Genomic DNA, 23,614 nt, shown 5'->3' on the forward strand with positions numbered 1-23,614 from the left:
TAGACCACCACCCTCCCCCTCCCCCCGCATCCGTCATCCCGGTTGCCGCTCTGACCCCTCTGACCGCGCCCATCCCGATTCCGTTTTCTTCAACCCAACCATGACTGTCATGAACCACCCTTCACACGCCCGCCACGCCCGCCGTGCCGACCTGCACTTCGCACCCAACCGCCTCGCCCGCTTGGTCCGGCAATGCCTGGGCGCGGGCTTTGCCATCGCCGCGGTCGGCGTGGGCGCGCAGACCGCCAGCAAGACTGCCCTGGACGAGGTGGTCGTCTCCGACCAGGCCGAGGCCATCGGCGGCCTGCAAAAGACCTACTCCGGCGGCCAACTGGCGCGCGGCGGCGACCTAGGCCTGCTGGGCAAGGTCGATTTGATGAACGTGCCCTTCAGCACCACCAACTACACGTCCGAACTGATCCAGAACCAGCAGGCACAAAGCGTCTCCGACGTGGTGATGAACGATGCCTCGGTGCGCCCCATGGCGTCGCGCGGCGGCTTCGGCGACGATTTTCAGGTTCGCGGCTTCACCGTGGGCAATGGCGACCTCGCCATCAACGGCCTGTACGGCCTGGCCCCGTCCACGCGCATTCCCCTCGAAATGATCGAGCGCGTGGAAGTGCTGAAAGGCCCCGGCGCGCTGACGAGCGGCGTCGGCCCCAATGGCAGCGTGGGCGGCAGCATCAACACGGTGCTCAAACGCGCGGGCGACGCGCCGCTCACGCGCCTGACCAGCACCTACATGAGCAAGTCCAACTTTGCAGCCCACCTGGACGTGGGCCGCCGCTTCGGCCAAGACAACGAATGGGGCGTGCGCCTCAACGGCCTGGTGCGCGGTGGTGAAGGCACCACCGACAACGGCAAGCAGAACCTCAACCTCGGCTCCATCGCGCTGGACTACGCGGGCGCACGCACCCGCTGGTCGCTCGACGCCACCGCCACGCGCGGAGAGACCGACAACTTCCGCAACCACATCACGCTGCCCACCGCCGGCGGCATCCCTGCCGTGCCCGACACGCGCTCGGTCTGGTACCCAGGCACCGAACTCAAGGACAACTTCAAGCTCGTGACCTCGCGCCTGGAGCACGACCTCAACGACAGCACCACGGTCTACGGCAGCGTGGGCTGGTCCAAGCTGGATTACATGCAGGACTTCCCCGGCGGTTCGGGGCTGGCCGCCAACGGCAACTTCAATGTGCGCAACGCGTGGTACGACCAGTACACCGACTCCAAGGCCGCCGATGTGGGCCTGCGCAAGCGCTTCAACACCGGCACCGTCAAGCACACCGTGGCCATTGGCATGAACTACATGGCACAGGAGACCGGGTATTTCTATGCCACCTCGGCCAGCACCAATCCGTCCAACCTGTACAACCCCGTTCCCGCCCCGGCCATGACGGGCGTGCGCGGCGCACCGGCCAAGAGCGTTGACAACCACCAGCACAGCTTCGCCATCGCCGACACCATGGGCTTCTTCAACGACAGCCTGCTCGTGACCGTGGGGCTGCGCCGGCAGACGATGGACTACGAAGGTTTCAACGTGGCAACGGGCGCATCGACCAGCCAGTACAAGGCCAGCAGCACCACGCCGTTGGCAGGCGTGGTGTTCAAACCCGCCAAGAACATCTCTGTCTACGCCAACTACACGGCCGGCCTCTCGCGCGGCAGCAAGGTGTCCGAGACAGCCACCCCCGCCTACGACAACGCAGGACAGACCATTCCGCCCTTCAAGTCCAAGCAGATCGAAATGGGCGTGAAGGCGGACTGGGGCCGCATCACCACGCAGGCCGCGGTCTACGAAATCAAGCGACCCAGCGCCTACACCACGACGTCGGCCATCGACCCGAGCCTGAACCACTACGGCTTTGACGGCGAGCAGCGCAACCGCGGCCTGGAACTGACGGCTTATGGTGAAGTGCAGCGCGGCCTGCGCCTGATGGCCAGCGTCGCCTTCACCGACGCCAAGCTCACCCGCACGCAAGGCGGCGTCAACCAGGGCAAGAAGGTCTCGGGTGTGCCTGAGCACAACTTCAACCTGGGCCTGGACTGGGACACGCCTTGGGTGCAGGGCCTGAGCCTCAATGGCCGCGTCGTCAGTTCCTCGTCCGTATACCGCAACGCCGACAACACGCTGAGCACGCCGTCCTGGACGCGCCTGGACATCGGCGCACGCTACACCACCAAGCTGTCGGGCAAGCCGCTCGTGCTGCGCGCCAATCTGGAAAACCTGAGTGAAAAGGCGTACTGGATCACAGGCATCAACGGCTACTCGACCACCGGCCTGCCGCGCACGCTGACACTGTCGGCCCAGATGGACTTCTGATCTGCGAACATTGACAAAAGGCGGCAGCCCCGCTTGGTGAGACTGCAGCCTGACTTGGCGGTCGGTCGCCGCCGCCAGACCGGAGCCAAGCCCGCAGTCCGATGCGAACGCTTCTGATCCCCGTACGCATGCAATGCGCAGGTACGGGGACATTGCGTGCGAAAAGGGTCTGAAACCACGATACTCCCTGCCTTACCAGAAAGACAACAACATGCAGGGCCATCCTCAAGTCATCGACTATTTCAAGGATCTGCTGCGCGGCGAGCTGGCCGCGCGCGACCAATACTTCGCGCATTCGCGCATCTACGAAGACCAGGGCTTCACCAAGCTCTTCACCCGCCTCGACCACGAGATGCAGGAAGAAACCCAGCACGCCGACGCCCTGCTGCGCCGCATCCTGATGCTGGGCGGCCGCCCCGACATGCGCCCCAAAGAGTTCACCCCCGGCGAGACCGTGCCGGACATGCTGAGGAAGGATCTGGCCACCGAATACGAAGTCCGCGCCGCCCTGCAGCAGGGCATCGCGCTGTGCGAAAGCGTGCGCGACTACGTGAGCCGTGATTTGCTGCTGCTGCAACTGCGCGACACGGAAGAGGACCACGCTTACTGGTTGGAGAAGCAGATTGGTCTGATCGACAAGGTGGGCTTGCAGAACTATCTGCAATCGCAAACGGTTTGATCTGCGGCCGGGCGCTTACGCCGGCCGATGATGGATTTGTGTGCAGGGTGACATTGATTTTTTGGGAAATTCATCAACTCCCAAACTGAGGAAGCGGCCGAGTTTCCGACACTGAAAGTTCGATGCGCTCGTCATCGCAAATTCGGTTGTGCAGATTGCGCAACTACTGTTCTGAGCATTGCTGGAGGTTGGGTGTGGGTGTTGAACAAACAACATCGCAGATGCTGATGCGATGACTGATATCGGCCAAGGGCAGCCTGTCAGCTCAAATGAAAGCGGGCGCTCGCCGTTAGAGTCAAGCGGCAAACAACGGCGGCACATACTGGCAAAAGCGAGCGACAGTTGGCCCCGTTGTTTGTCCGCGTGATTGACTGGTTAGGCCTGATGCATCAGCTTGGCTCACAAATGACTAGCGCCAGAAGCGCCACCAGGGACGCCTTGGAGATGCGCCACTTTCCGCTGCGGTTGGAATTGGTGGAGCAGCAAACAAGAGAGCTACCATCTCTTTATTGAGACCTTCAGGGACGGGTTGTTGGAATGACAAGACTTCGGCCCCGTTGACCAAAACTCGAAGCGTACTCTCTGACCAACCATAGACCGCCGTTCGCTGCGGTGATGCTTCAATCTCTAGCTCTCCCTCAGAGGGCGACGTAGCTCGCAGTTCAATTGCCGTGCCTGCAGGAAATGCGAAACCTTCAGCCCAAGGTTCAAACCACAAGTACAACGTGCCGCTCTTTGGCGCCTTAAGTTGGAGGATCTGCTCGTGCATGTTGCTAATGCCTAACGTTCAAGTTCAGCGGACGCTCGGGGCGGTCCGCTGCAACGCCCGGTTAGGTTTCTGGCTGCCGAACACCCTCTTGTGCCAGTACGTGTGCGGCGCAGCAAACCAATGCTCGTTTTTGGATGTCTGAAACTGAGCGAGCTGCCCCATCGAAATCTCGTAGCGGCTGAACAATGAAAGCAGATCTCGCAGGGATGCTTCGGACAGCCGAGAGCGAATTACCAAGGTGTCTTGCTCCCAACGCAAAAAGCCGGGGATCTCCGCAGCCCACTGGAAGAGGTGCTTCTCGTCCAGCTGCGAACCGAACCATATACCAGAGCAGTCTAGGTGAACCATGCGAAACCTAAAGATGATGGGCGGCTACGAAGACCAGAATCGGCCAGGAGCAGCCGGAGGCGTGCGGGGGCCTTCAATCCCTCAAGCCTTTTGGCATCACGCTCGGATGCTCAGCGTAGATTGGGTCAAGCAACTCATGAGACAGCTTGCCAACATGTAGGCCGATCAAGCGCCTGAAGGACTAAAGAGCCCGGTCATCCAAACGTACCTCCGCTTCCAGTAGCGCCATCGAAAGTTGGCCTATAGCGGCCTCAAGAGGGGCAGCTATTGCTGCTGCGTCGCGTTGATTCATATTCGGTACAAGGTTTGATGTGGCCCTAGCGCGGAGCCTGCGAGGATACCTCCCTGCACAATTTGTGGCGCTATCCTCGGCCAAGACGTCTGCTTTGGGCCCAGAGCGGCTGTTGGACCAATCCAAAAACGGACCTTCAGGTAGCGGCGGCGAGACTTCCGAAGCGTTACTTCCGGGGTGTGCAGGGATACCAGAATGCCAAAGCATCGGAAACTGCCTCAGAAGCCGGCCCATCGTTGTCGAATAAACCTTCTTCCACTCCCATTCGGACAGCTAGTAAAGCTGCGCTTTCGTTGGCAATATCTGTCCGGCCGGTAGGTGGGCAAACGCGTCTCACAGAGAGAAGTGCCCTGTATGTTCCAAGCACATAGGAGTCGAATTGCTTGCGCCTATTGACGTCGCCATTGCTCCATTCGGCAAGTTGGCGGCCATTGATAGGCGAGATCGTTTGAGCAAAGCTGGAAATGCAACTAGCTCCAAGCAACAAGAGGATGCTCAGTTTCATATCAGTGTATTTGGGGGATGTCTGCATCTGGCCGCAATCAGTCTTAGCAGTGGCATGTCGAGAGACCAAAATCAGCAATCTACGCCAGGATTCCACAAGCCGTCAGATCTCTCTGCGACAGCTGGAAAAGTAGGTGCTTTGCGCAGCCCTCTGGATCGTCCGTGCATTCGCAAGGTCCCAGGGGCAATGCGATTGATATCGGGTCTTTAAAAATCTGTGCAGACCGCTCGTGACCTAGCGGCGCTCTGATCTCCACATGCCCCTCCTGGAACTGCAATGGGATGTGGATGCAGTCATGAAAAAGCAAACTCTGCACCCCTGCCGCCGCTAATGCGGCGTGGAGTTCATCAAGACCATCGGGGCTTTGCATGTGTCGATTCTCTGTGAAGACGGTACACCGATCGTCCGCTTCTTGCCGATAGCGGAAGTCTAGCCCCATCGCACGCCTGCAGGCGGCACCAACTAGGCGCCGACGCGTCGCGAGGCCACTTTATTCTGGGTATGCCCTCGCTAGGCTGAATCTGGCCAGATGTGTGGGACGGTTGTCGTTGCAGCCAACCAAGCAAACACCGACACTGATTCCATGCCTCTATCCACCCGCACCGTGGCCTGCCTGATCTACCCCGACGTCATGAGCCTGGACGCAGTCGGGCCATTGCAGGTCTTCGGCTCGGCCAATGCCGAGCGCGCGGGCCACGGCCTGCCGCCCGCGTATGCGCTGCGCATGGTGGCGGAGGCCGCCGGGCCTGTCACCACATCGGCAGGGTTTGCGCTGGTAGCGGATGTCAGCTGGGCCACGCTGGACCCGGCGCAGTTGGACACCGTGCTGGTCGCTGGCGGCGATGGCGTCATGGCGCAACTGGACAACACCACACTCCAGCAATGGCTGCGCGGCGCAGAGCCGCAGGTGCGCCGCATGGGCTCGGTGTGCTCGGGCGCGCTGCTGTTGGCGCATGCCGGGCTGCTCGACGGGCTGCATGCCACCACCCACTGGTGCCGCACCGACCTGATGCGCCGCGACTACCCCGCGGTGCAGGTGGACGATGACTGTCTGCACACCTACGATGCGGCCAGCGCGGTGTACGGCCACCTGTTCACATCGGCCGGCGTCACGGCGGGTATTGACCTGGCGCTGGCGCTGGTGGAGGCCGACCTGGGCCGGCCCATGGCGCTGGCCGTGGCGCGGCGGCTGGTGATGTTCATGCGCCGCCCGGGCGGGCAGGCGCAGTTCAGCGCCCTGCTCGCGCCCGAAACCCGGCATGCGCCGCGGCTGGCGGCGCTGCTGGAATGGATCCCTTCGCAGTTGGGCGGTGACCTGTCGCTGGATGCGCTGGCCGAGCAGGCCTGCATGCCGCCGCGCACGCTGACGCGCGTGTTCCAGCGCGAACTGGGTACCACGCCTGGGCGCTATGTGGAGCGCGTTCGGGTCGAGGCCGCCTCCAACCTGCTTTCGCAGGCCCAGGCATCGGTCTCCACCGTCGCGCGGCTGTGCGGCTTCGAGCACCCCGAGAACCTGCGCCGCAGCTTTCATAAGCACCGAGCCGTGAGCCCGCAGGCGTATGCGCAGCGCTTTGGCGCGGGGGCGCTGCTCGACTGACTCTCGCCCCACCGCGCCCTCTCTACCCCACCGCCCTTGCTTTGCGCCCCTGCGGCGCGCCACCGAAAGTCGATCCATGCTGCTCTTGCGCAATGCGTCCGTTCGCCTGCTGTTTGCGGGCCAGGCCCTGTACTGGGGCTGCTCCATCATCGGCATCACGCTCACCTCCATCGTTGGCGCGCGGCTGGCGCCCTGGCCGGTGCTGGCCACGCTGCCGCTGGCGCTGCTGGTGCTGGGCAACCTGGTGGCGGTGCAGCCGCTGTCGCTGTTCATGCAGCGCCGGGGGCGGCGCGCGGGGCTGCAGGCCGGCGCGCTCTTTGGTGTGGCGGGCGGGCTGGTGAGCATGGTGGGCGTGCAGTGGGGCAGCTTTGCGGTCTTCTGCGCGGGCACGCTGGCCATCGGCGCGTACCAGGCCTCGTCGGGCTACTACACCTATGCGGCGCTGGAGGCGGTCGACCCCACGCAAAAAGGCCGTGCTGCAGCCTGCGTGGTGGCGGGCGGCTTGTGCGCGGCGGTGTTTGCGCCGCCGCTGGCGCTGTGGTCGCGCAATGTGCTGACCACGCCGCTGGCGGGCGCGTACCTGGCCATTGCGGTGCTGGCCGCGCTGGGCTGGGCGGTGATGGCGCTGCTGCGCGAAGGCGTGGCGCCCAAGGCGGCGGCGGGCGGCATGGCGGCGATGCGCAGCCTGCTGGTGCGGCCCGGCCTGCGGGCGGCGGTGGTGATGACGGCCATCGGCCACGGCCTGATGATCCTGGTGATGAACGCCACGCCGCTGGCGATGGAGGTGTGCGGTTTTTCCGCAGCATCGGCCGCGCAGGTGATCCAGTGGCACGTGATCGGCATGTTCGCACCTGCGCTGTTCTCGGGTGTGCTGGTGGACCGCTTCGGCAGCCGCAACGTGGCGGCGGTGGGTGCGGCGTGCCTGGCAGCGAGCGCGGTGGTGGCGCTGTCGGGCATCTCGTTCACCGAGTTTCTGGCCAGCTCGTTTCTGCTGGGCACGGGCTGGAATCTGATGGTGATCTCGGGCACCACGCTGCTGGCAGAGAACCATGCCCCCGAGGAGCGCGAGCAGGCCCAGGCGCTGATGCAGCTGGCCAACGGCATCGTGGCGGCAATGATGTCTTTTGCCTCGGGCGCGCTGCTCAGCGGCGTGGGGTGGACGGCCATCAACGCGGTGGCGCTTCCGCTGCTGGCTGTGGCTGCAGGGCTGCTGTTTGTGCGGGGCCGGGGCGCTCCTGCCGCCGCGGGCTGATCAAGCCGCCGCCGAACGCTCGCGCACGAAGTCGATGAACCGGGCCAGGGCCGGGTTGTTGAGCGCGGCGGGCCACACCAGGCTGGTCTCGCACACGGGCAGCAGGGGCTCGGGCGCAACCTTCGGCGTCTTGACCCGCGCCCTGCCCGTGGCGGCCGGCCCGAACGCATCGGCCGCGCGGTACACGACGCCCTCGCGGCGGAACTGGGTCACGCTCTCGGGCACCCAGGCCACGCCCAGGCCGCCCCACACCAGGTTAACGATGGTCTGCATCTGAATGGCCTCTTGCGCCACCATGGGCACGCGCCCGGCCGCGTGGTAGAGCGCGAAGACGGTGTCGTGCAGCGAGGGGACGATGCGGCGCGGGAAGATCACCAAGGGCTCGGCCAGCACCTCGGGCAGATGCAGGCGCGGCGCCAGCGCCAGGGGGTGGCGTGCCGGCAGCGCCAGCACCAGCGGTTCCTCGGCCACGGTCAGGCGCGCGAGTTCAGGGGGCGCGAATCCGGGCGAATGCAGCATCAGCCCGGCATCGAGCTCGCCCCGGGAGAACAGGGCACGCTGCACGTCGCCCGTGGCCTCTACCAGCTCCAGCGACACCTGCGGGCACAGCACCCGAAAGTCGCGCACCCATTCGGGCAGCCGCTCGAAGCCGATGGTGGAGACGAACGCCAACCGCACCCGCCCCACCTCGCCCGCCGCTGCCGCACGCGCCCGCACCGGCAGCGCCTGCGCGCGCTCCAGAAAGTCGCGCACATCGGGCAGCAGCGCCTCGCCTGCCGGGGTCAACGCCACGCGGCGCCGCGTGCGGTCGAACAGCATCACGCCCAGTGATCGCTCCATCTGCGCGATGGCTTGGGTCAGCGGCGGCTGGGTCATGTGCAGGCGAATGGCGGCGCGGCCGAAGTGCAGCTCTTCGGCCACAGTCACGAACTGGCGCCAGGCGCGCACGTCGATGAGTGCTTCTTTCATTGCGGTGATGATCCATTGATATGTTTTATATATTACTGAAGCCCGCGAAAGGGATTGGAAACGCCCGTCCAAACCTCGCATACTTGCACCCCGACAGCCGAAGACCCGTGCGCCCTCCCTCACAGCGTCTTCCCACTACAACGACTCACTCCCCCACCAGGACCAACGCCATGGCAGACAGCAAGACCATTCCGATCCAGCCCATCAACCACCGCAGCGCCAACATCACGCAAGGCAAGTCGCGCGCGCCCAACCGGTCCATGTACTACGCCATGGGCTATGAAGAGGGCGACTTCGTCAAGCCCATGGTCGGCGTGGCCAACGGCCACAGCACCATCACCCCTTGCAACAGCGGCCTGCAGAAGCTGGCCGACGCGGCCATCGCGGGCATCGAGGAAGCAGGCGGCAACGCCCAGGTGTTCGGCACGCCCACCATCTCGGACGGCATGGCCATGGGCACCGAAGGCATGAAGTACAGCCTGGTGAGCCGTGAAGTCATCAGCGACTGCATCGAAACCTGCGTGGGCGGCCAGTGGATGGACGGCGTGCTGGTGGTCGGCGGCTGCGACAAGAACATGCCCGGCGGCCTGATGGGCATGTTGCGCGCCAACGTTCCTGCCATCTACGTGTACGGCGGCACCATCCTGCCGGGCCGCTACCAGGACAAGGACCTGAACATCGTGAGCGTGTTCGAGGCCGTGGGCGAGAACGCCGCCGGCAAGCTCAGCGACTTCGATCTGAAGGAGATCGAAAAGCGCGCCATCCCTGGCACCGGCTCGTGCGGCGGCATGTACACCGCCAACACCATGTCCAGCGCCTTCGAGGCCCTGGGCATCAGCCTGCCGTATTCGTCCACCATGGCCAACCCGCACGACGAGAAGATGAACTCGGCCAAGGAATCGGCCAAGGTGCTGATCGAGGCCATCAAGATGGACCTCAAGCCCCGCGACATCGTGACCAAGAAGGCCATCGAGAACGCCGTGGCCGTGATCATGGCCACCGGTGGCTCCACCAACGCCGTGCTGCACTTCCTGGCCATCGCCCACACGGCGGGCGTGGAATGGGACATCGACGACTTCGAGCGCATCCGCAAGCAGACCCCCGTGCTGTGCGACCTCAAGCCCAGCGGCAAGTACCTGGCCGTGGACCTGCACCGCGCTGGCGGCATCCCGCAAGTGATGAAGGTGCTGCTCAACGCCGGCCTGCTGCATGGCGACTGCATCACCATCAGCGGCAAGACGATTGCCGAAGTGCTCAAGGACGTGCCCGATGTGCCCCGCGCCGACCAGGATGTGATCCGCAACATCGACAACCCCATGTACGCGCAGGGCCACCTGGCCATCTTGAAGGGCAACCTCAGCCCCGAAGGCGCCGTGGCCAAGATCACCGGGCTGAAGAACCCTGTCATCACCGGCCCGGCCCGCGTGTTCGATGACGAGCAATCTGCGCTGGAAGCCATCCTGGCGGGCAAGATCGTGGCCGGCGACGTGATGGTGCTGCGCTACCTGGGCCCCAAGGGCGGCCCCGGCATGCCCGAGATGCTGGCCCCCACCGGCGCGCTGATCGGCGCTGGCCTGGGCGAAAGCGTGGGCCTGATCACCGACGGACGGTTCTCCGGCGGCACCTGGGGCATGGTGGTCGGCCACGTGGCGCCCGAAGCGGCAGCGGGCGGCACCATTGCCTTTGTCAACGAAGGCGACAGCATCACCATCGATGCGCGCCAGTTGCTGCTGGAGCTGAACGTGCCCGAAGAAGAAATCGCCAAGCGCCGCGCCGCCTGGACGGCCCCCGCTCCGCGCTACACCCGCGGCGTGCAGGCGAAGTTTGCCTTCAATGCATCGAGCGCGAGCAAGGGTGCGGTGCTGGACGCCTATTGAGCGTCATCGATGGATGGGCGGGTAGACAGGTTTGGGAGTCAGCCCGCCTCGCCCCTCTGAAACAACAAAACGCCCATGGCACGTTGCCATGGGCGTTTTGTTTTTGGCAGCTTGAGGCTGCAACCTAGCAGCTGACCCTGGGCCAGCAGCCTGCGCGACGGACGCACAGCCCCAGAGCCAGGCCGCGGCACGCCTCAGCGAGGCTTGCGCGGACGGATGCCCAGGGCTTCTTTGTGCTTGTTGATGCGGTCCTGCTTGCGCTGCTCCATCTTTTCCATCTCTTTACGTTTGGTATATCCGAAGGAATCAGCCCAGGCCCACCATAGGGTTGTCGCGGCTAAAGAACCCAGCGGCCACCACCAGGACATTGTGGCGAAGGGGCCGATTTCGAAGTACTTCAGCGCCAGCAAGATGAGTGAAAGGCCTAGCAGATACATCGCAGTCTCCAAAAATACCGTCAAACGCTCGATTGACCCGAGACACCGCCATGTCAACCCGAGTCACTACAATTCCATTAAAAGAACTGTAACCCAACCCACAGGAAAACCCACCATGAAGCGTACCCTCATCACTCTCGCGATGACACTGTCGGTTGCGGCCCCCGCGATGGCCGACCAGGCGCTGGCCACCGCCAAGAACTGCATGGCCTGCCATGCGGTGGACAAGAAGCTGGTGGGCCCCTCTTACAAGGACGTGGCGGCCAAGTACGCCGGTCAGAAGGATGCTGTGGACAAGCTGGCCGCCAAGATCATCAAGGGCGGCGCGGGCGTCTGGGGCCCGGTCCCCATGCCCGCCAATGCGCAAGTCAACGACGCCGATGCCAAGAAGCTGGCGGCCTGGGTGCTGACGCAGAAGTAACCACGACTGCCGGTCTGACGGCCACCTTGAGCCCGACGGCCTGAACCTCAGTTAAAAAAACAGCCGCGTCACTTGAAAAGGTGACGCGGCTGCTTTCATTGTGATTGGCCATGTTTCGGCGGCTGGCTGCTGGCCAGCTTCGCCTGCGGCTACACGATGGGTGTGACCACCTGATGGGCTTGATCACGCGTGCGAAGTTGATGCTCCAGCTGGCCCACATAGGCGGCGGTGGCGTTGTCTGACTCTTCAACGCGGGTGGCCAGGCGCTGCTCCAACGTATCGAGACGCGCCAGCACAGCGGTGTGGGCCTGGCCCTGCTGGATTTCCAGGAAGTGCCGCAGTTCAGTGAAGCGCGAGGCCTCGGCTTTGTCGGCCAGTTCACGCTGGACCTGCATTTCCTTGGTGTGGCGGCGTGTCTCCAGCAGCACGGAGCCCTGCAGCGACAGCACATAGGCCACGAAGAAGATGGCGAGCAAGGTGGTGAGGCCGAGCATCAGCAGACCCAAAGGCGCCTCGACCGTGGTCAGCCCGAGCGACACAGTGGTGGGGACGGCCAGCATCGGCCAGTTGAGGAAGGCCAGTGCGGCGATGGCCAGCACGACGAGGAACAGGACGGCAGAACGAAAGTGCATGGTGAAATCTCCGGTAGGCAGCGTGCGGCCTTGCCAGAATGGGCGGGCCGGTCACGCGGTGCCGCCGTTGTAACGCATGCCAATGGGGTTGGCGTGGCCGGGCCGGCGATTTCAGATGGTGTCCTACAGGGGCAGCGGGATGTGCCGGTGGTGAAGCTCCGACATCGCGCTTTTCGATCACATTGGCAGCGGCGTCGACCACTGGCGGTGGGTGAGCGACCGGGGTTTTGTGCCACTTCACATCGCTGCGCGATATGAGTGTCCACAAACCCCGCAAGCGCTGCGCGCTGGCGCCGTTGCACGGCGCCTCCTGGATATTGGCTGCGGCTTCGATCACCGCCGGTGGGTGATCGACCCGGGTTTTGTGGCCACATCACATCGCTGCGCGATATGAGTGTCCACGAATCCTGCAAGCGCTCCGCGCGGGCGCCGTTGCACGGCGCCCTTCTCGATCAGTTGGCTGCAGCTTCGATCACGGGTGGCGGGTGAACTACTGGGATTTTGTGGTCACATCACATCGCTGCGCGATATGAGTGCCCACAAACCCCGCAAGCGCTGTGCGCTGGCGCCGTTGCACGGCGCCTCCTGGATCAATTGGCTTTGGCCAATTGGTCCAGGATTGCGGGGTTTTCCAACGTACTGGTGTCCTGCGTGATGGCCTCGCCCTTGGCGATGCTGCGCAGCAGCCGGCGCATGATCTTGCCGCTGCGGGTCTTGGGCAGGTTGTCGCCGAAGCGGATGTCCTTGGGCTTGGCAATCGGGCCGATTTCCTTGGCAACCCAGGCGCGCAGTTCGTTGGCGATCTGCTTGGCCTCCTCGCCGGTGGGGCGCGAGCGCTTGAGCACCACGAAGGCGCAGATCGCCTCGCCGGTCACATCGTCGGGGCGGCCCACCACTGCCGCTTCGGCGACCAGGTCGGTCTTGGAGACCAGGGCCGACTCGATCTCCATCGTGCCCATGCGGTGACCCGACACGTTGAGCACGTCGTCGATGCGGCCGGTGATGCGGAAGTAGCCGCGGTCCGCACTGCGCACCGCGCCGTCGCCGGCCAGGTAGTAGCCCTTGAGCTCTTCGGGGAAGTAGGCCTTCTTGAAGCGCTCGGGGTCGTTCCAGATGGTGCGGATCATGCTCGGCCAGGGCTTCTTGATGACCAGGATGCCGCCCGCACCGTTGGCGACGTCGTTGCCGGTTTCATCCACGATGGCGGCTGCGATGCCGGGCAGCGGCAGCGTACAGCTGCCAGGCACCAACGGGGTTGCGCCAGGCAGTGGGGTGATAACGTGACCACCGGTCTCGGTCTGCCAGAAGGTATCGACGATGGGACAGCGCTCGCCGCCCACATTGCGGTGGTACCACATCCACGCTTCCGGATTGATGGGTTCGCCCACGCTGCCAAGAATGCGCAGGCTCGTCAGGTCGGAGCGCGCGGGGTGCACCGCAGCGTCGCCTTCGGCGGCCTTGATGAGCGAGCGGATGGCCGTGGGTGCGGTGTAGAAGATTGAGACCTTGTGCTTCTCGATCATCTGCCAGAAGCGGCCAGCGTTAGGGTACGTGGGGATGCCTTCGAAGACCACCTGCGTCGCGCCCGCTGCCAGCGGGCCGTAGGCCACGTAGGTGTGGCCGGTGATCCAGCCGATGTCGGCCGTGCACCAGAACACATCGTCGGGGCGCAGGTCGAACGTCCAGTCCATGGTGAGCTTGGCCCACAGCAGGTAGCCGCCCGTGGCGTGCTGCACGCCCTTGGGCTTGCCGGTGGAGCCGCTGGTGTACAGGATGAACAGCGGGTGCTCGGCGCCCACGGCGACTGGCGGGCACTCGGTGCTCTGCCCGGCCAGGACTTCGTCGAAGGTCTTGTCGCGCCCAGCCACCATGTTGCAGGCGGTGGCGGTGCGCTGGTAGACGAACACGTTACGGATGGTGTCGCAGCCACCGGCGGCCAGAGCCTCGTCGATGATGGCCTTGAGGGGCAGCTCTTTGCCGCCGCGCATCTGGTAGTTGGCGGTGATGACGGCCACAGCACCCGCGTCGATGATGCGCTCCTGCACGGCCTTGGCACTGAAGCCGCCGAACACCACGCTGTGCGTGGCACCGATGCGTGCGCAGGCCTGCATGGCGATCACGCCTTCGATGGTCATGGGCATGTAGATCAGCACACGGTCGCCCTTGGCCACGCCGTGGGCCTTGAGTGCGTTGGCGAACTGGCTCACGCGGGCCAGCAGCTCCTTGTAGGTGATCTTGGTGACCGTGCCATCGTCCGCTTCGAAGACGATGGCTGTCTTGTTCTCGGTAGGGGTGCCGATGTGGCGGTCCAGGCAGTTGGCGCTGGCGTTGAGTTCGCCGTCGTCGAACCATTTGAAAAATGGGGCGTTGGATGTGTCGAGCGTGCGGGTGAAGGGCTTGCTCCACTGCACGTTCTCGCGTGCCAGGCGGGCCCAGAAGCCTTCGAAGTCCTTGTCGGCCTCGGCGCACAGCGCGTCGTAGCCGGCCATTCCCGAGACGCGGGCGGCTTTGACGATGGCGTCCGACGGGGGGAACACGCGGTTCTCAACCAAAACGGATTCGATCGCGGATGTGGGCGCACTCATGGTGTTGTCTCCTGGTATTTGACGGAAATGGGTCTGACAGGCACCGGGCGGTCGGAACGGACTTTGCGCACTCCGTGCCGCCTGCCCGGCCTGTCTTTCTTGGAATTGGGCGGTACTGTCGGGTGCCGCACTTACAAGCCACTGACTGGCACGAAGCTTACAGAATAGCGCTCCGACGCGGGCCGCGCCGCAGGGTGCAACACGCGAAGGCCTGGCCATCATGCCGATACCCATGCTGCAGGTACTCACCCTCGGGCCAGCAGGCCGTCATGCGCTTCTTCTAGAATCGCGCGACCCGATCCAACCCCACCTCCCATGTCCCTCCCCAAAAAATCCGGCACGCCGGTCGCTATGCGTCCCCTTCCTTCCTTGATCTTTGCCAGCCGCTGGCTGCAGCTGCCCCTGTACCTGGGACTGATCCTGGCGCAGGCGGTGTATGTCTTTCACTTCTGGGTGGAACTGGTGCACCTGATCGAGGCGGCGTTCGGCGACACCGCCGCGCTCAAATCGCTGGTGTCCAGCATCGGCTACAAGAGCGACTTCGAAGTCACCGCGCTCAACGAAACCATCATCATGCTGGTGGTGCTGGCCCTGATCGACGTGGTGATGATCTCCAACCTGCTGATCATGGTGATCGTGGGTGGCTACGAAACCTTTGTCTCGCGCCTGCACCTGGAAGACCATCCCGACCAGCCCGAGTGGCTGAGCCATGTGAACGCCTCGGTGCTCAAGGTGAAGCTGGCCACCGCCATCATCGGTATCAGCTCCATCCACCTGCTCAAGACCTTCATCAACGCCGCCAACTACGACACCAAGGTGCTGATGTGGCAGACCATCATCCATGTGGTGTTCCTGCTGAGCGCGCTGGCCATCGCGGCAACCGACCGGCTGATGGCGCACTCCGCGCCGCCGGCACGCCATTGAATTGAGAGACGGCGAGGTCCCTGGGACTTGCAATCTTTCGGGGCAAGAGCAGGCGCTGGCGCTTGCTCCCTCGCGAAGCGCGAACTGAGCGGGAAGCCCCCCGCTTGCCAGGCTCAAACTGCAACAGAACGCTTCACTGCCATCAAGTTTTAGATTTCGAGCTAGGCCCGTCATACCAGGCCGGCACTCTCACCGACACACAGCGATGCCTTGAATCCGCAGGTGCCGTCCCAAGCCTCCCAGTCGTTGCGCAGCACATGAATCCGCGCGAGTTGCTGTACATCTGATTACGCATTGGCAGCCGACGAGTGGAACTTTGAGCGTTCCTCAACGCAGAATTCTGGCGCCACGCCAATGACCATTGGACGTGGGCACGCGGCACCCGCCAAACTTTTCTGCGCTTTTCCTCGAATCCCATGCACACCACGTTTTCTGCCCAGCGTTTCCTGGGTTTAGCTCCGCTTTTGCTGATCGCCTTGTTGGGATGCGGCCCCAAGCCGGACGCGGCCACAGCCGACGCCCCGGTGGCCCCTGCCGCCAACGCTGCCGCTGCCAACCCGGCAGCAGGCGACACTGCCGCCGAACCCGCACCTCCCGCTGCGGCAGACAACCTCAATGCCAAGCTGCAGACATACATCAACTGCTACAACCGGCTCGACGAGCGCGCCCACCGCACCATCAGCCGGTATGCCAGCTGGGTCAAAAACATGGCGGCAGGCCCCACCGGCAACGAAATGGTGGTCTACGGCCTGTACTCCATCTCCAGCGACGACGTGACCGCTTGCGCGGCCCAGTTCACGCAGGCAGCCGCCCTGTCCCCGGCCCTGCCCGCACTCGACGCCGCCGGCAAGAACTACATGGCCTCGCTCTCGGCCATGGACAAGCTGGTGGCCGACGCCTACACCTACTACGACCGCGAAAATTACAAGGACGACAAGTTCGCCAAGGGCAAGGCCATCCACGCCCCCCTGGTGGCCAGCTTCGAAAGCTTCGACCAGGCCAGTAGCGTGTTCTCGAAAGCGCTGGACGCCGAAAACGACAACCTGCTGGCCGCCCAGCTCGCACAGATCGAAAAGACCCAGGGCCGCAAGCTGCCCTACTACCAGATGGCGTTGATGAACAAGGCCAAGGGCTTGGCCGATGTGCTGGGCGACGAGACCTTCGATGCCGCCGCTGCCGCACCGCGCCTGCAGGCCTATGAAGCCATGGCCGACGAAGCCATGGCGTTCGCCAAACCGAACAAGGACGAGTTGCCCAGCGGATGGTCGAGCTTCGAGCGCAGCGCCGAAGACTTCCGCAAGGCGTCGAAAGAGCGCTTTCGGCGCGTGCGCGACAAGGTGCCCTACAACGACGGCGAGCGCATGATGCTCAAGCCCGGCAGCGGCTGGATGGTGGAAGGCAGCAGCGAAAAGCTGGTCAAGGCCTACAACGACCTCGTGAACGCCAGCAACGCCATGTAGCACTGCAGCGGCTGCAGCACCCAGGGCCGGGGCTGCAGCGCATGGGCCCAACTCGACCCCGCCCGGCCCGGCTCCCAGATTTCTCCGCAATCGGTTGGCACAGTGCAAGCCATACCCACTTGCAGGAGAACCACCATGGCCCGATTTTCTGCCGCCATTGCGCCCACCACCACTTCGTCATCGCCGGCCGCGACAGTCGCGCCACCGAGCTCAACGCCCGCCAGCCGCCGTTTCGCCCTGAACGCCCTGGGCTCGCTGGGCATGGCCACCTTGCTGGGCTGTGGCGGCGGGGGCAGCGACAGCGAGTCCACCGACACCGCCGGTAGCGGCACCAGCACGGGCACAGGCACAGGAACGGCCACAGGGTCCGGCACGGGCACCACCGGCACGACAGGCACTGGCACGACAACCACCACCTGCTCGGTTGTGCCCGAAGAAACCGCCGGCCCCTATCCTGCCGATGGCTCCAACGCCAGCAACAACACCTACAACGTGCTGGCCCTGAGCGGCATCGTGCGCTCGGACATCCGCTCCTCCATCGGCTCGCCCACGCAGGTTAGCGGCGTGCCGTTCACCATCACCATCACGCTGACCAACACCAACGCCAGCTGCGCCGCGCTGTCGGGCTACGCCATCTACCTGTGGCACTGCACGCAGGACGGAAACTACTCGGTCTACAGCTCCAACAACATCGCCGACAACTACCTGCGCGGCGTGCAGGCCACCGATGCCAACGGCACGGTCACCTTCACCACCGTCGTGCCAGGCTGCTATGCGGGCCGCATGCCGCACATGCATCTGGAGGTCTACCGCAGCCTCTCTGCGGCAAGCAATGCCAGCAACAAGATCAAGACCACGCAGCTGGCCTTTCCCACCGCGCTGCTGAGCACCATCTACAACGCCAATGCGGGCTACAGCGCGAGCGTGCGCAACCTGGCCTCCATGTCATTCGCCACCGACAACGTCTTCAGCGACGGCACCACGCTGGAGATGACCACCATGCAGGCCAATAGCGGCGGCGGGTACTCGGCCCATATCACGATCTCTGTGGCTGCATAGGCCCCCCTGAGTCGCCTTCGGCGCCTTCCCCTGGAGGCGGACGGACCCGATGGCCCGGCGAAGCCGGTTCCATGGGTGCACGTGGCTGGGGCGGGCCGGTTTCGACCAGTGTGCGGAGCGTGCGGACCGTCGCTCCTCGCCAAGCGTCGCCAGCGCCGCTGCCGCCCACAACGGCTCACCAGTTCACCAATCCATGCGGGCCGCGACGGTCTCGCCTTTTTTCTTTTCTTCAACCACCTCAAGGAATCTGCACCATGCTTCTTCGTTCTCTTCACCACCGCAGCCTCGCCCGCGCAGCGCTCGTGGCCGTGCTCGCCGCAATGTCCGCGACACCGGTGCTCGCGCAACCCCAGGGCCGCCAGGGTCCGCCCGCGCCGCCGCCCGAGGCGTATGCCGCCTGCCAGGGCAAGGCCGAGGGCGCCAGCGTCACGCTGACCATGCCGGACGGCAAGTCGCTCGCGGGCACATGCCGCACAATGGACGGCACCCTGGTGGCCATGCCTGCGGGCGGGCCCGGCGGTGCAGGCGGCCCGCCGCCCGCACGCTGACCTCCTTTGAAGCCGTTTCGCTGTCCCGATGCCTTCACTCACCCTGCACCGCAAAGCCTTTCTGGCCCTGGCCGCCTTGCTGGTGGCCTTGCTGCTGATCTTTGCGGGGTTTTCGCGGCTGGGGCTGCAGCGCGGGCTGGGGCCGTATGTGGCGGAGATCGAACTCGCCCGCATGGACTGGCTGGCCGAGCGCTTGCAGGCCCACTACACCCAGGTGGGCGGGTGGGACACGCTGCGCAACCAGCCCAGCCTGTGGGGACGCCTCAGCCACCCCGGCGGCGGCCAGCGCAGGCCGGGCGGCACCGGCGGCGAGGGCTTCAGCGCCCCGCCCTCCTGGGGCAACCCGCCGCCTGGCAATGCGACACCGCCAGGCACCAATGCTGCCCCGGCAGACCGCGCATCTCCAGACAACGGCCGCCCACAGCCGCCGCCAGACGGCTATCCACCGCCTGACGGCCCACCACCCGGCCAGCCAGGCACGGCCGGCATGGGCGCGTCGACCGACGGCCGCCCGCCCCTGCCTCCGCAGCGCCACCCTGACGACCTCTACCCTCGCCTGGGCCTGGTCGACGCACAGGACCAGCTGATCGCAGGCACCGCACCACAGCCCGGCGGCGCCCGCCTGGCCTTGCGGGGTGCCAACGGCGCGACCATCGGACACCTGGTGCTGGCGCCTCCCCAGGGCGTGCGCAGCGAGGCGGACCAGGCCTTTCTGGCGCAGCAGCTGGGCTTTGTGGTGTGGACGGGCCTCGCCGGCCTGGTGCTGGCGCTGCTGCTGTCCGGCTGGCTGGCACGGCGCTGGCTGGCACCGGTCGATGCCCTGGCCAGCGGCGCCCGCGATATTGCACAGGGCCATCTCCACACCCGCGTACCCGTGCACGGCAACGACGAAATGGCCCAACTGGCCCGTACCTTCAACACCATGGCAGAGCAGCTCGGGAGCATCGAGGCATCGCGCCGCCAGTGGCTGGGCGATGTGGCCCACGAGCTGCGCACGCCCCTGGCAGCGATGCGCGCAGAGATCGAGGCCGTGCAGGACGGCGTGCGCACCTTCGACGACAAGACCGCGCTGCGCCTGCACCGACAGGTGATGCGCCTTATCCAGCTGGTGGGCGACCTGCGCGCCAGCCTGGATGCCGCGGGCAGCAGCGCGCCGTCGGCCCAGGTGCCGGTGCACCCACTGTCGCTGCTGGCCGAGGCGTTGGCCTCGATGCGCCCGCGCCTGGCGCAGGCCCGCATCAGCGTGCACACCACGGGCCTCGACGCCCTGGCCACGCAGTCACCTGCGCCCCTGGTGCATGGTGATGCGCAGCAACTGCACCAGGTGTTCATGAACCTGCTGGAGAACAGCCTGCGCTACACCGACGCGGGCGGAGCGCTGCGCATTGCCGCGCTGGAGGTGCAGTCCGCAGGCGGCGCCCCGATGCTGCGGGTACAACTGGACGACAGCGCTCCCGGTGTGGCCGCGCACGAGCTGCCCCGCATCTTTGAGCGCCTGTACCGCGCCGACACTTCGCGCAATCGTGACCACGGCGGCTCGGGCCTGGGCCTGGCGATTTGCCGCGCCATCGTGTTGGCGCACGGCGGCACCCTGACGGCCGAGGCGTCGCCCCTGGGCGGCCTGCGCATCACGCTGGACCTGCCCCTGCTGGACAACTCCCCATCCACCCCGTGACATGACCCACCGCATCCTCGTCGTCGAAGACGAACCCGACATCGCCGCCATCGTGGTCGACTACCTGCGCCACGCGGGCTACGCCGTCGAGCACCACGCCGACGGCCGCACGGCGCTGGCCAGCATGCTGGCGGCGCCGCCCGCGCTGACTCTGCTGGACATCATGCTGCCCGGCATGGATGGCCTGGAGGTGCTGCGCCAGGCCCGCCGCCACACACAGCACCCCATCATCATGCTGACCGCCCGCGTGGAAGAGGTGGACCGCCTCATCGGCCTGGACCTGGGCGCCGACGACTACATCTGCAAGCCGTTCTCGCCGCGCGAGGTGGTGGCCCGCGCCAAGGCCGTGCTGCGCCGCGCCGCGGCCACGCCGCCGCCGCCGGGCACCACCACCACCGTGGCGGCGCTGGTACTCGACGAGCTGCACTGGCAGGCCACGCTGCACGGCACGCCGCTGGGCCTCACGCGGCGGGAGTTTCTGCTTCTGCAGGTGCTGGCCCGCCACCGCGGGCGCATCTTCTCGCGCGCGCAGCTGCTGGACCAGGCGTACGACGACACGCTCGATGTGAACGAGCGCGCCATCGACAGCCACATCAAGAACCTGCGCAAGAAGCTCAAGGCCGCCAGCGCCGACGGCAGCGACTGGATTCGCTCGGTGTACGGCGTGGGCTTTGCGCTGGACCCGAGCGCGACTGCGGGTGACTGACAGGACGCGCAGCAGGACGCACAGGCAGCGGCATGCAGGCAGGAGCGCCCGCGCAGGGGCTGCTTGTACAGACCCGCCAACACCGCACGCATCTCATCGACGCTGCCGCATCCCCGTTTGCTATCAATTAAATAGCTGGCAGCGCCCGCCCATCAAGCGATAGGGCCATTTTTTATTCGAATGGATGGCTCCATCAGCCACGAGTCCGGCCGATGTCTCACTTTGCCGCACGCAGCGCACCTACACCGCCGCAGACCAGGCACGGGTTTGATCGGGCCACATTGGTCCATCCTCCATACCGCCCCGATGCCCGCTACATCCTCTTCGACCCGCGCATCTGCGCCCCCCAAAACCACAACCCCCCGCCCGCCCAGGCTGCCCGGGGGCCTGGTGTACGTCACGCCCGACATGCCCGGTCTGTCGCGTGTGCCCAGCGGCGAAAAGGCGTTTCGTTACCGCCAGCCAGACGGGCAGTGGCTCAAGGACGCGGAAGAGATCGCCCGTATCCAGCGCCTGGCCATCCCGCCGGCGTACACCGACGTGTGGATTTGCCCGCGGCCCAACGGCCACCTGCAGGCCACCGGGCTCGACGCGCGCGGACGGCGCCAGTACCGCTACCACGCGCAGTGGCGCGCGCAGCGCGACGAGGGCAAGTTCGAGCACATGCAGGCCTTCGGGCGTGCGCTGCCGCGCATCCGCGCCCGCGTGGCACGCGACCTGGCCGCGCACCGCAGCGGCCAGCCGCTGTCGCGCACGCTGGTACTGGCCACACTGGTGCGCCTGCTGGACACCACCTATCTGCGCGTGGGCAATGAGGAATACGCCGCCACCAACAAATCGTACGGCCTGACCACGCTGCGCACGCGGCATGTGCAGGTCAAAGGCAGCCAGCTGACGCTGCGGTTTCGCGGCAAGAGCGGCGTGCAGCAGGAGGCCGAACTCAGCGACCCCCGTGTGGCCCGCGTGGTGCGGCACTGCCAGCAGTTGCCGGGGCAGGAACTCTTCCAGTACGAAGATGAGGACGGCACCCCGCGCACCGTGGGCTCGGGCGACGTGAACGACTACCTGCGCGAGATCACGCACGGCGCGTCCGACACCGACGGCGATCACTTCACCGCGAAGGACTTTCGCACCTGGCACGGCACCACGCAGGCGCTGGAGCTGACGCGCCTGGCGTGCACACAGGCCGACGCCGCAGACCCCACCGACAAGAGCGTGCGCTACACCGCCAAGACCATCCTCGCCGAGGTGGCGCGCCAGCTGGGCAACACGCCCGCCGTGTGCAAGAAGTCGTACGTGCATCCCGCGGTGCTGGAGCTGGGCTCGCGCCTGGCATCCGACGCCGGGCCCGGCATGCAGGACGTGTGGGACCGCATCGGCGGCAGCGCGTCGCCACGCGGCCTGAGCGCGGCAGAGCGCCGCTTGCTGGCTTTCTTGCGCAAACCGCGCAAGACACCCAAGACGCCGAAAGCCTCCAAAGCCGGCAAGGTACAGGTGCGCGCACAAGCCAAGGCATAGGTGACACGCGGGAGGCAGGCACGCAGGCAATTTTCGGCACCAGGCCACGGGGTGTCGCGCAGGTGCCGCGCGCCCCCTGATGCCGCAAGCCGCATCGCTAAACTGCGAAGCTGCGCTTTTCTCCACCGCCCTTCAGCCCGGCCCTGCGCACAGGCCGGCTCCGTTCATCTGCAGCCTGCCGCCATGTCCACAGACACGCTTTCCACGCCAGAGTCCGCGAATCTCCTGGCCGACCGCCACCAGCAACGCCCCTTCCTGAGCCTGCCCGAACGCGAAGCCATCAACCGCGGCCGCTGGTTCGCCGCGCTCACGCCATCGCTGCGGCACGACATCTTTCGGCTGGGCCGCGTCACACGCTACACCCACGGCCAGATGATCGTAGAGCAAGGCGACCTGGCGCAGGACTGGTTTGCGTGCGCGAGCGGCGCCATCCGGTTTCGGCGCACGACGCCGTCGGGCAAGCAGGTGACGCTGGCCTATGTGGAGCCCGGAATCTGGGTGGGCGAGGCCGAGGTGCTGCACCGCGGCCCCAACACCTACGACGCGCACGCCCATGGCCCCACCACGGTGCTGAGCGTGGCCGAGGGCGTCTTCCGCCAGTTGCTGCGCGAACATTCGGAGTTCGGCGAGGCGCTGCTCACGCTGCAGGCGCGCCGCATGCGCTACCTGTACTGGATGATGGAAGACATGGCCACCCTGCCCCTGCGCGCGCGGCTGGCCAAGCAGCTGATGCACGTGCTGCGCCGCTTTGGCGAGCGCGCCGCCGTGCCCGGCCAGCGCGGCGCCATCGGGCTGTCGCTGGTGCAGGACGAGCTGGCGCAGCTGCTGGGCGGTTCACGCCAACGCATCAATGTAGAGCTCAAGTGGATGGAGCGCGAAGGCATCATCGGCATCCACCAGCGCAGCATCGTGGTCTACCAGCAGGAGCAGCTCGAAGCGCTGGCGCAGCAGGAAGCGTCGCAGCACGGTGACTGACGGTCACGGCACTGCACGAACGCAGGACTGGCGAGGATGACGGATATCGGGCCAACAGTGTGC

20 protein-coding genes are annotated in these 23,614 nt (G+C 65.6%); 14 read left to right on the forward strand and 6 right to left on the reverse strand.

Features of this window, described 5'->3' with window-relative positions; translation table 11 throughout:
- The first annotated feature begins 109 nt into the window (after positions 1–109).
- Together ASF16_RS16640 and bfr are read left to right on the forward strand one after the other, a co-directional pair.
- Entirely contained in the window at positions 110–2,323 is a 2,214-nt protein-coding gene (locus ASF16_RS16640) for a TonB-dependent siderophore receptor (protein WP_156372114.1), read from the forward strand.
- Positions 2,324–2,534: 211 nt separating this feature from the next.
- Positions 2,535–3,002 (forward strand): bacterioferritin, encoded by a 468-nt coding sequence (bfr, locus tag ASF16_RS16645; RefSeq protein ID WP_056170647.1) that lies wholly within the window; start codon positions 2,535–2,537, stop codon positions 3,000–3,002.
- A 793-nt stretch (positions 3,003–3,795) separates the two neighbouring features.
- Here the strand turns inward: bfr and ASF16_RS16650 are convergent.
- Together ASF16_RS16650 and ASF16_RS26235 are read right to left on the reverse strand one after the other, a co-directional pair.
- Positions 3,796–4,119, reverse strand: coding sequence for a hypothetical protein (locus ASF16_RS16650; protein ID WP_056169683.1), 324 nt, complete (start codon positions 4,117–4,119; stop codon positions 3,796–3,798).
- Between the two features lie 458 nt (positions 4,120–4,577).
- The gene (locus ASF16_RS26235) at positions 4,578–4,916 is read right to left on the reverse strand and encodes a hypothetical protein (protein WP_156372115.1); all 339 of its coding nucleotides are present in this window, start codon (positions 4,914–4,916) and stop codon (positions 4,578–4,580) included.
- 583 nt (positions 4,917–5,499) lie between these two features.
- Between ASF16_RS26235 and ASF16_RS16655 the strand changes: the two genes are divergently transcribed.
- Positions 5,500–6,513: a GlxA family transcriptional regulator gene (locus ASF16_RS16655; protein ID WP_056169686.1), complete on the forward strand. Its 1,014-nt coding sequence runs from the start codon at positions 5,500–5,502 to the stop codon at positions 6,511–6,513.
- Positions 6,514–6,589: 76 nt separating this feature from the next.
- On the forward strand, positions 6,590–7,765 hold the full coding sequence (locus ASF16_RS27040) for an MFS transporter (protein ID WP_056169689.1): 1,176 nt from the start codon (positions 6,590–6,592) through the stop codon (positions 7,763–7,765).
- On the opposite strand, the gene ASF16_RS16665 is transcribed toward ASF16_RS27040, so the two are convergent.
- Positions 7,766–8,734, reverse strand: coding sequence for a LysR family transcriptional regulator (locus tag ASF16_RS16665; protein WP_056169692.1), 969 nt, complete (start codon positions 8,732–8,734; stop codon positions 7,766–7,768).
- A 170-nt stretch (positions 8,735–8,904) separates the two neighbouring features.
- On the opposite strand from ASF16_RS16665, the gene ilvD reads away from it, so the two are divergent.
- Entirely contained in the window at positions 8,905–10,611 is a 1,707-nt protein-coding gene (gene ilvD / locus ASF16_RS16670; RefSeq protein WP_056169694.1) for a dihydroxy-acid dehydratase, read from the forward strand.
- Between the two features lie 194 nt (positions 10,612–10,805).
- Here the strand turns inward: ilvD and ASF16_RS16675 are convergent, their stop codons facing one another.
- Positions 10,806–11,048 carry a TIGR04438 family Trp-rich protein gene (locus tag ASF16_RS16675; protein ID WP_056169697.1) on the reverse strand — a complete coding sequence of 81 codons (243 nt, stop codon included), beginning with the start codon at positions 11,046–11,048 and terminating at the stop codon, positions 10,806–10,808.
- Between the two features lie 115 nt (positions 11,049–11,163).
- On the opposite strand from ASF16_RS16675, the gene ASF16_RS16680 reads away from it, so the two are divergent.
- Complete coding sequence (locus ASF16_RS16680; protein WP_056169700.1) at positions 11,164–11,469, forward strand: c-type cytochrome; 306 nt, start codon at positions 11,164–11,166, stop codon at positions 11,467–11,469.
- A gap of 149 nt (positions 11,470–11,618) precedes the next feature.
- Here the strand turns inward: ASF16_RS16680 and ASF16_RS16685 are convergent, their stop codons facing one another.
- Together ASF16_RS16685 and acs are read right to left on the reverse strand one after the other, a co-directional pair.
- Positions 11,619–12,101 carry a hypothetical protein gene (locus tag ASF16_RS16685; protein ID WP_056169702.1) on the reverse strand — a complete coding sequence of 161 codons (483 nt, stop codon included), beginning with the start codon at positions 12,099–12,101 and terminating at the stop codon, positions 11,619–11,621.
- A 590-nt stretch (positions 12,102–12,691) separates the two neighbouring features.
- The gene (gene acs, locus ASF16_RS16690) at positions 12,692–14,686 is read right to left on the reverse strand and encodes an acetate--CoA ligase (RefSeq protein ID WP_056169704.1); all 1,995 of its coding nucleotides are present in this window, start codon (positions 14,684–14,686) and stop codon (positions 12,692–12,694) included.
- A 315-nt stretch (positions 14,687–15,001) separates the two neighbouring features.
- Here acs and ASF16_RS16695 point away from each other — a divergent pair, with 315 nt between their 5' ends.
- From ASF16_RS16695 to ASF16_RS16730, 8 genes are all read left to right on the forward strand, one after another.
- A complete protein-coding gene (locus ASF16_RS16695; protein WP_056169707.1) occupies positions 15,002–15,610 on the forward strand; it encodes a TIGR00645 family protein in 609 nt (202 codons plus the stop codon).
- 416 nt (positions 15,611–16,026) lie between these two features.
- The gene (locus ASF16_RS16700; RefSeq protein ID WP_056169710.1) at positions 16,027–17,070 is read left to right on the forward strand and encodes a YiiG family protein; all 1,044 of its coding nucleotides are present in this window, start codon (positions 16,027–16,029) and stop codon (positions 17,068–17,070) included.
- Positions 17,071–17,205: 135 nt separating this feature from the next.
- A complete protein-coding gene (locus tag ASF16_RS16705) occupies positions 17,206–18,129 on the forward strand; it encodes an intradiol ring-cleavage dioxygenase (RefSeq protein WP_056169715.1) in 924 nt (307 codons plus the stop codon).
- 254 nt (positions 18,130–18,383) lie between these two features.
- A complete protein-coding gene (locus ASF16_RS16710) occupies positions 18,384–18,677 on the forward strand; it encodes a hypothetical protein (RefSeq protein ID WP_056169719.1) in 294 nt (97 codons plus the stop codon).
- A 28-nt stretch (positions 18,678–18,705) separates the two neighbouring features.
- Positions 18,706–20,352: an ATP-binding protein gene (locus ASF16_RS16715; protein WP_056169722.1), complete on the forward strand. Its 1,647-nt coding sequence runs from the start codon at positions 18,706–18,708 to the stop codon at positions 20,350–20,352.
- A 1-nt stretch (position 20,353) separates the two neighbouring features.
- A complete protein-coding gene (locus ASF16_RS16720) occupies positions 20,354–21,058 on the forward strand; it encodes a response regulator (RefSeq protein WP_056169727.1) in 705 nt (234 codons plus the stop codon).
- 306 nt (positions 21,059–21,364) lie between these two features.
- Entirely contained in the window at positions 21,365–22,576 is a 1,212-nt protein-coding gene (locus tag ASF16_RS16725) for a DNA topoisomerase IB (RefSeq protein ID WP_056169731.1), read from the forward strand.
- Between the two features lie 183 nt (positions 22,577–22,759).
- Positions 22,760–23,551 (forward strand): Crp/Fnr family transcriptional regulator, encoded by a 792-nt coding sequence (locus ASF16_RS16730; protein ID WP_056169733.1) that lies wholly within the window; start codon positions 22,760–22,762, stop codon positions 23,549–23,551.
- Positions 23,552–23,614 lie beyond the last annotated feature (63 nt).

The organism is Acidovorax sp. Leaf78 (assembly GCF_001422735.1).
In the GTDB taxonomy this organism is placed as follows: Bacteria; Pseudomonadota; Gammaproteobacteria; order Burkholderiales; family Burkholderiaceae_C; genus Acidovorax.

Excerpts from the sequence above, each read along its gene's own strand:
- ASF16_RS16655 (WP_056169686.1), top strand. The coding sequence starts at position 5,500 with ATGCCTCTATCCACCCGCACCGTGGCCTGCCTGATCTACCCCGACGTC.
- ASF16_RS16650 (WP_056169683.1), bottom strand. The coding sequence starts at position 4,119 with ATGGTTCACCTAGACTGCTCTGGTATATGGTTCGGTTCGCAGCTGGAC.
- ASF16_RS16665 (WP_056169692.1), bottom strand. The coding sequence starts at position 8,734 with ATGAAAGAAGCACTCATCGACGTGCGCGCCTGGCGCCAGTTCGTGACT.
- ASF16_RS16710 (WP_056169719.1), top strand. The coding sequence starts at position 18,384 with ATGCTTCTTCGTTCTCTTCACCACCGCAGCCTCGCCCGCGCAGCGCTC.
- ilvD (WP_056169694.1), top strand. The coding sequence starts at position 8,905 with ATGGCAGACAGCAAGACCATTCCGATCCAGCCCATCAACCACCGCAGC.
- ASF16_RS16640 (WP_156372114.1), top strand. The coding sequence starts at position 110 with ATGAACCACCCTTCACACGCCCGCCACGCCCGCCGTGCCGACCTGCAC.
- ASF16_RS16720 (WP_056169727.1), top strand. The coding sequence starts at position 20,354 with ATGACCCACCGCATCCTCGTCGTCGAAGACGAACCCGACATCGCCGCC.
- bfr (WP_056170647.1), top strand. The coding sequence starts at position 2,535 with ATGCAGGGCCATCCTCAAGTCATCGACTATTTCAAGGATCTGCTGCGC.
- ASF16_RS16695 (WP_056169707.1), top strand. The coding sequence starts at position 15,002 with ATGTCCCTCCCCAAAAAATCCGGCACGCCGGTCGCTATGCGTCCCCTT.
- ASF16_RS16705 (WP_056169715.1), top strand. The coding sequence starts at position 17,206 with ATGGCCCGATTTTCTGCCGCCATTGCGCCCACCACCACTTCGTCATCG.
- ASF16_RS16725 (WP_056169731.1), top strand. The coding sequence starts at position 21,365 with ATGCCCGCTACATCCTCTTCGACCCGCGCATCTGCGCCCCCCAAAACC.
- ASF16_RS26235 (WP_156372115.1), bottom strand. The coding sequence starts at position 4,916 with ATGAAACTGAGCATCCTCTTGTTGCTTGGAGCTAGTTGCATTTCCAGC.
- ASF16_RS16680 (WP_056169700.1), top strand. The coding sequence starts at position 11,164 with ATGAAGCGTACCCTCATCACTCTCGCGATGACACTGTCGGTTGCGGCC.
- ASF16_RS16675 (WP_056169697.1), bottom strand. The coding sequence starts at position 11,048 with ATGTATCTGCTAGGCCTTTCACTCATCTTGCTGGCGCTGAAGTACTTC.
- ASF16_RS27040 (WP_056169689.1), top strand. The coding sequence starts at position 6,590 with ATGCTGCTCTTGCGCAATGCGTCCGTTCGCCTGCTGTTTGCGGGCCAG.
- ASF16_RS16730 (WP_056169733.1), top strand. The coding sequence starts at position 22,760 with ATGTCCACAGACACGCTTTCCACGCCAGAGTCCGCGAATCTCCTGGCC.
- ASF16_RS16715 (WP_056169722.1), top strand. The coding sequence starts at position 18,706 with ATGCCTTCACTCACCCTGCACCGCAAAGCCTTTCTGGCCCTGGCCGCC.
- acs (WP_056169704.1), bottom strand. The coding sequence starts at position 14,686 with ATGAGTGCGCCCACATCCGCGATCGAATCCGTTTTGGTTGAGAACCGC.
- ASF16_RS16700 (WP_056169710.1), top strand. The coding sequence starts at position 16,027 with ATGCACACCACGTTTTCTGCCCAGCGTTTCCTGGGTTTAGCTCCGCTT.
- ASF16_RS16685 (WP_056169702.1), bottom strand. The coding sequence starts at position 12,101 with ATGCACTTTCGTTCTGCCGTCCTGTTCCTCGTCGTGCTGGCCATCGCC.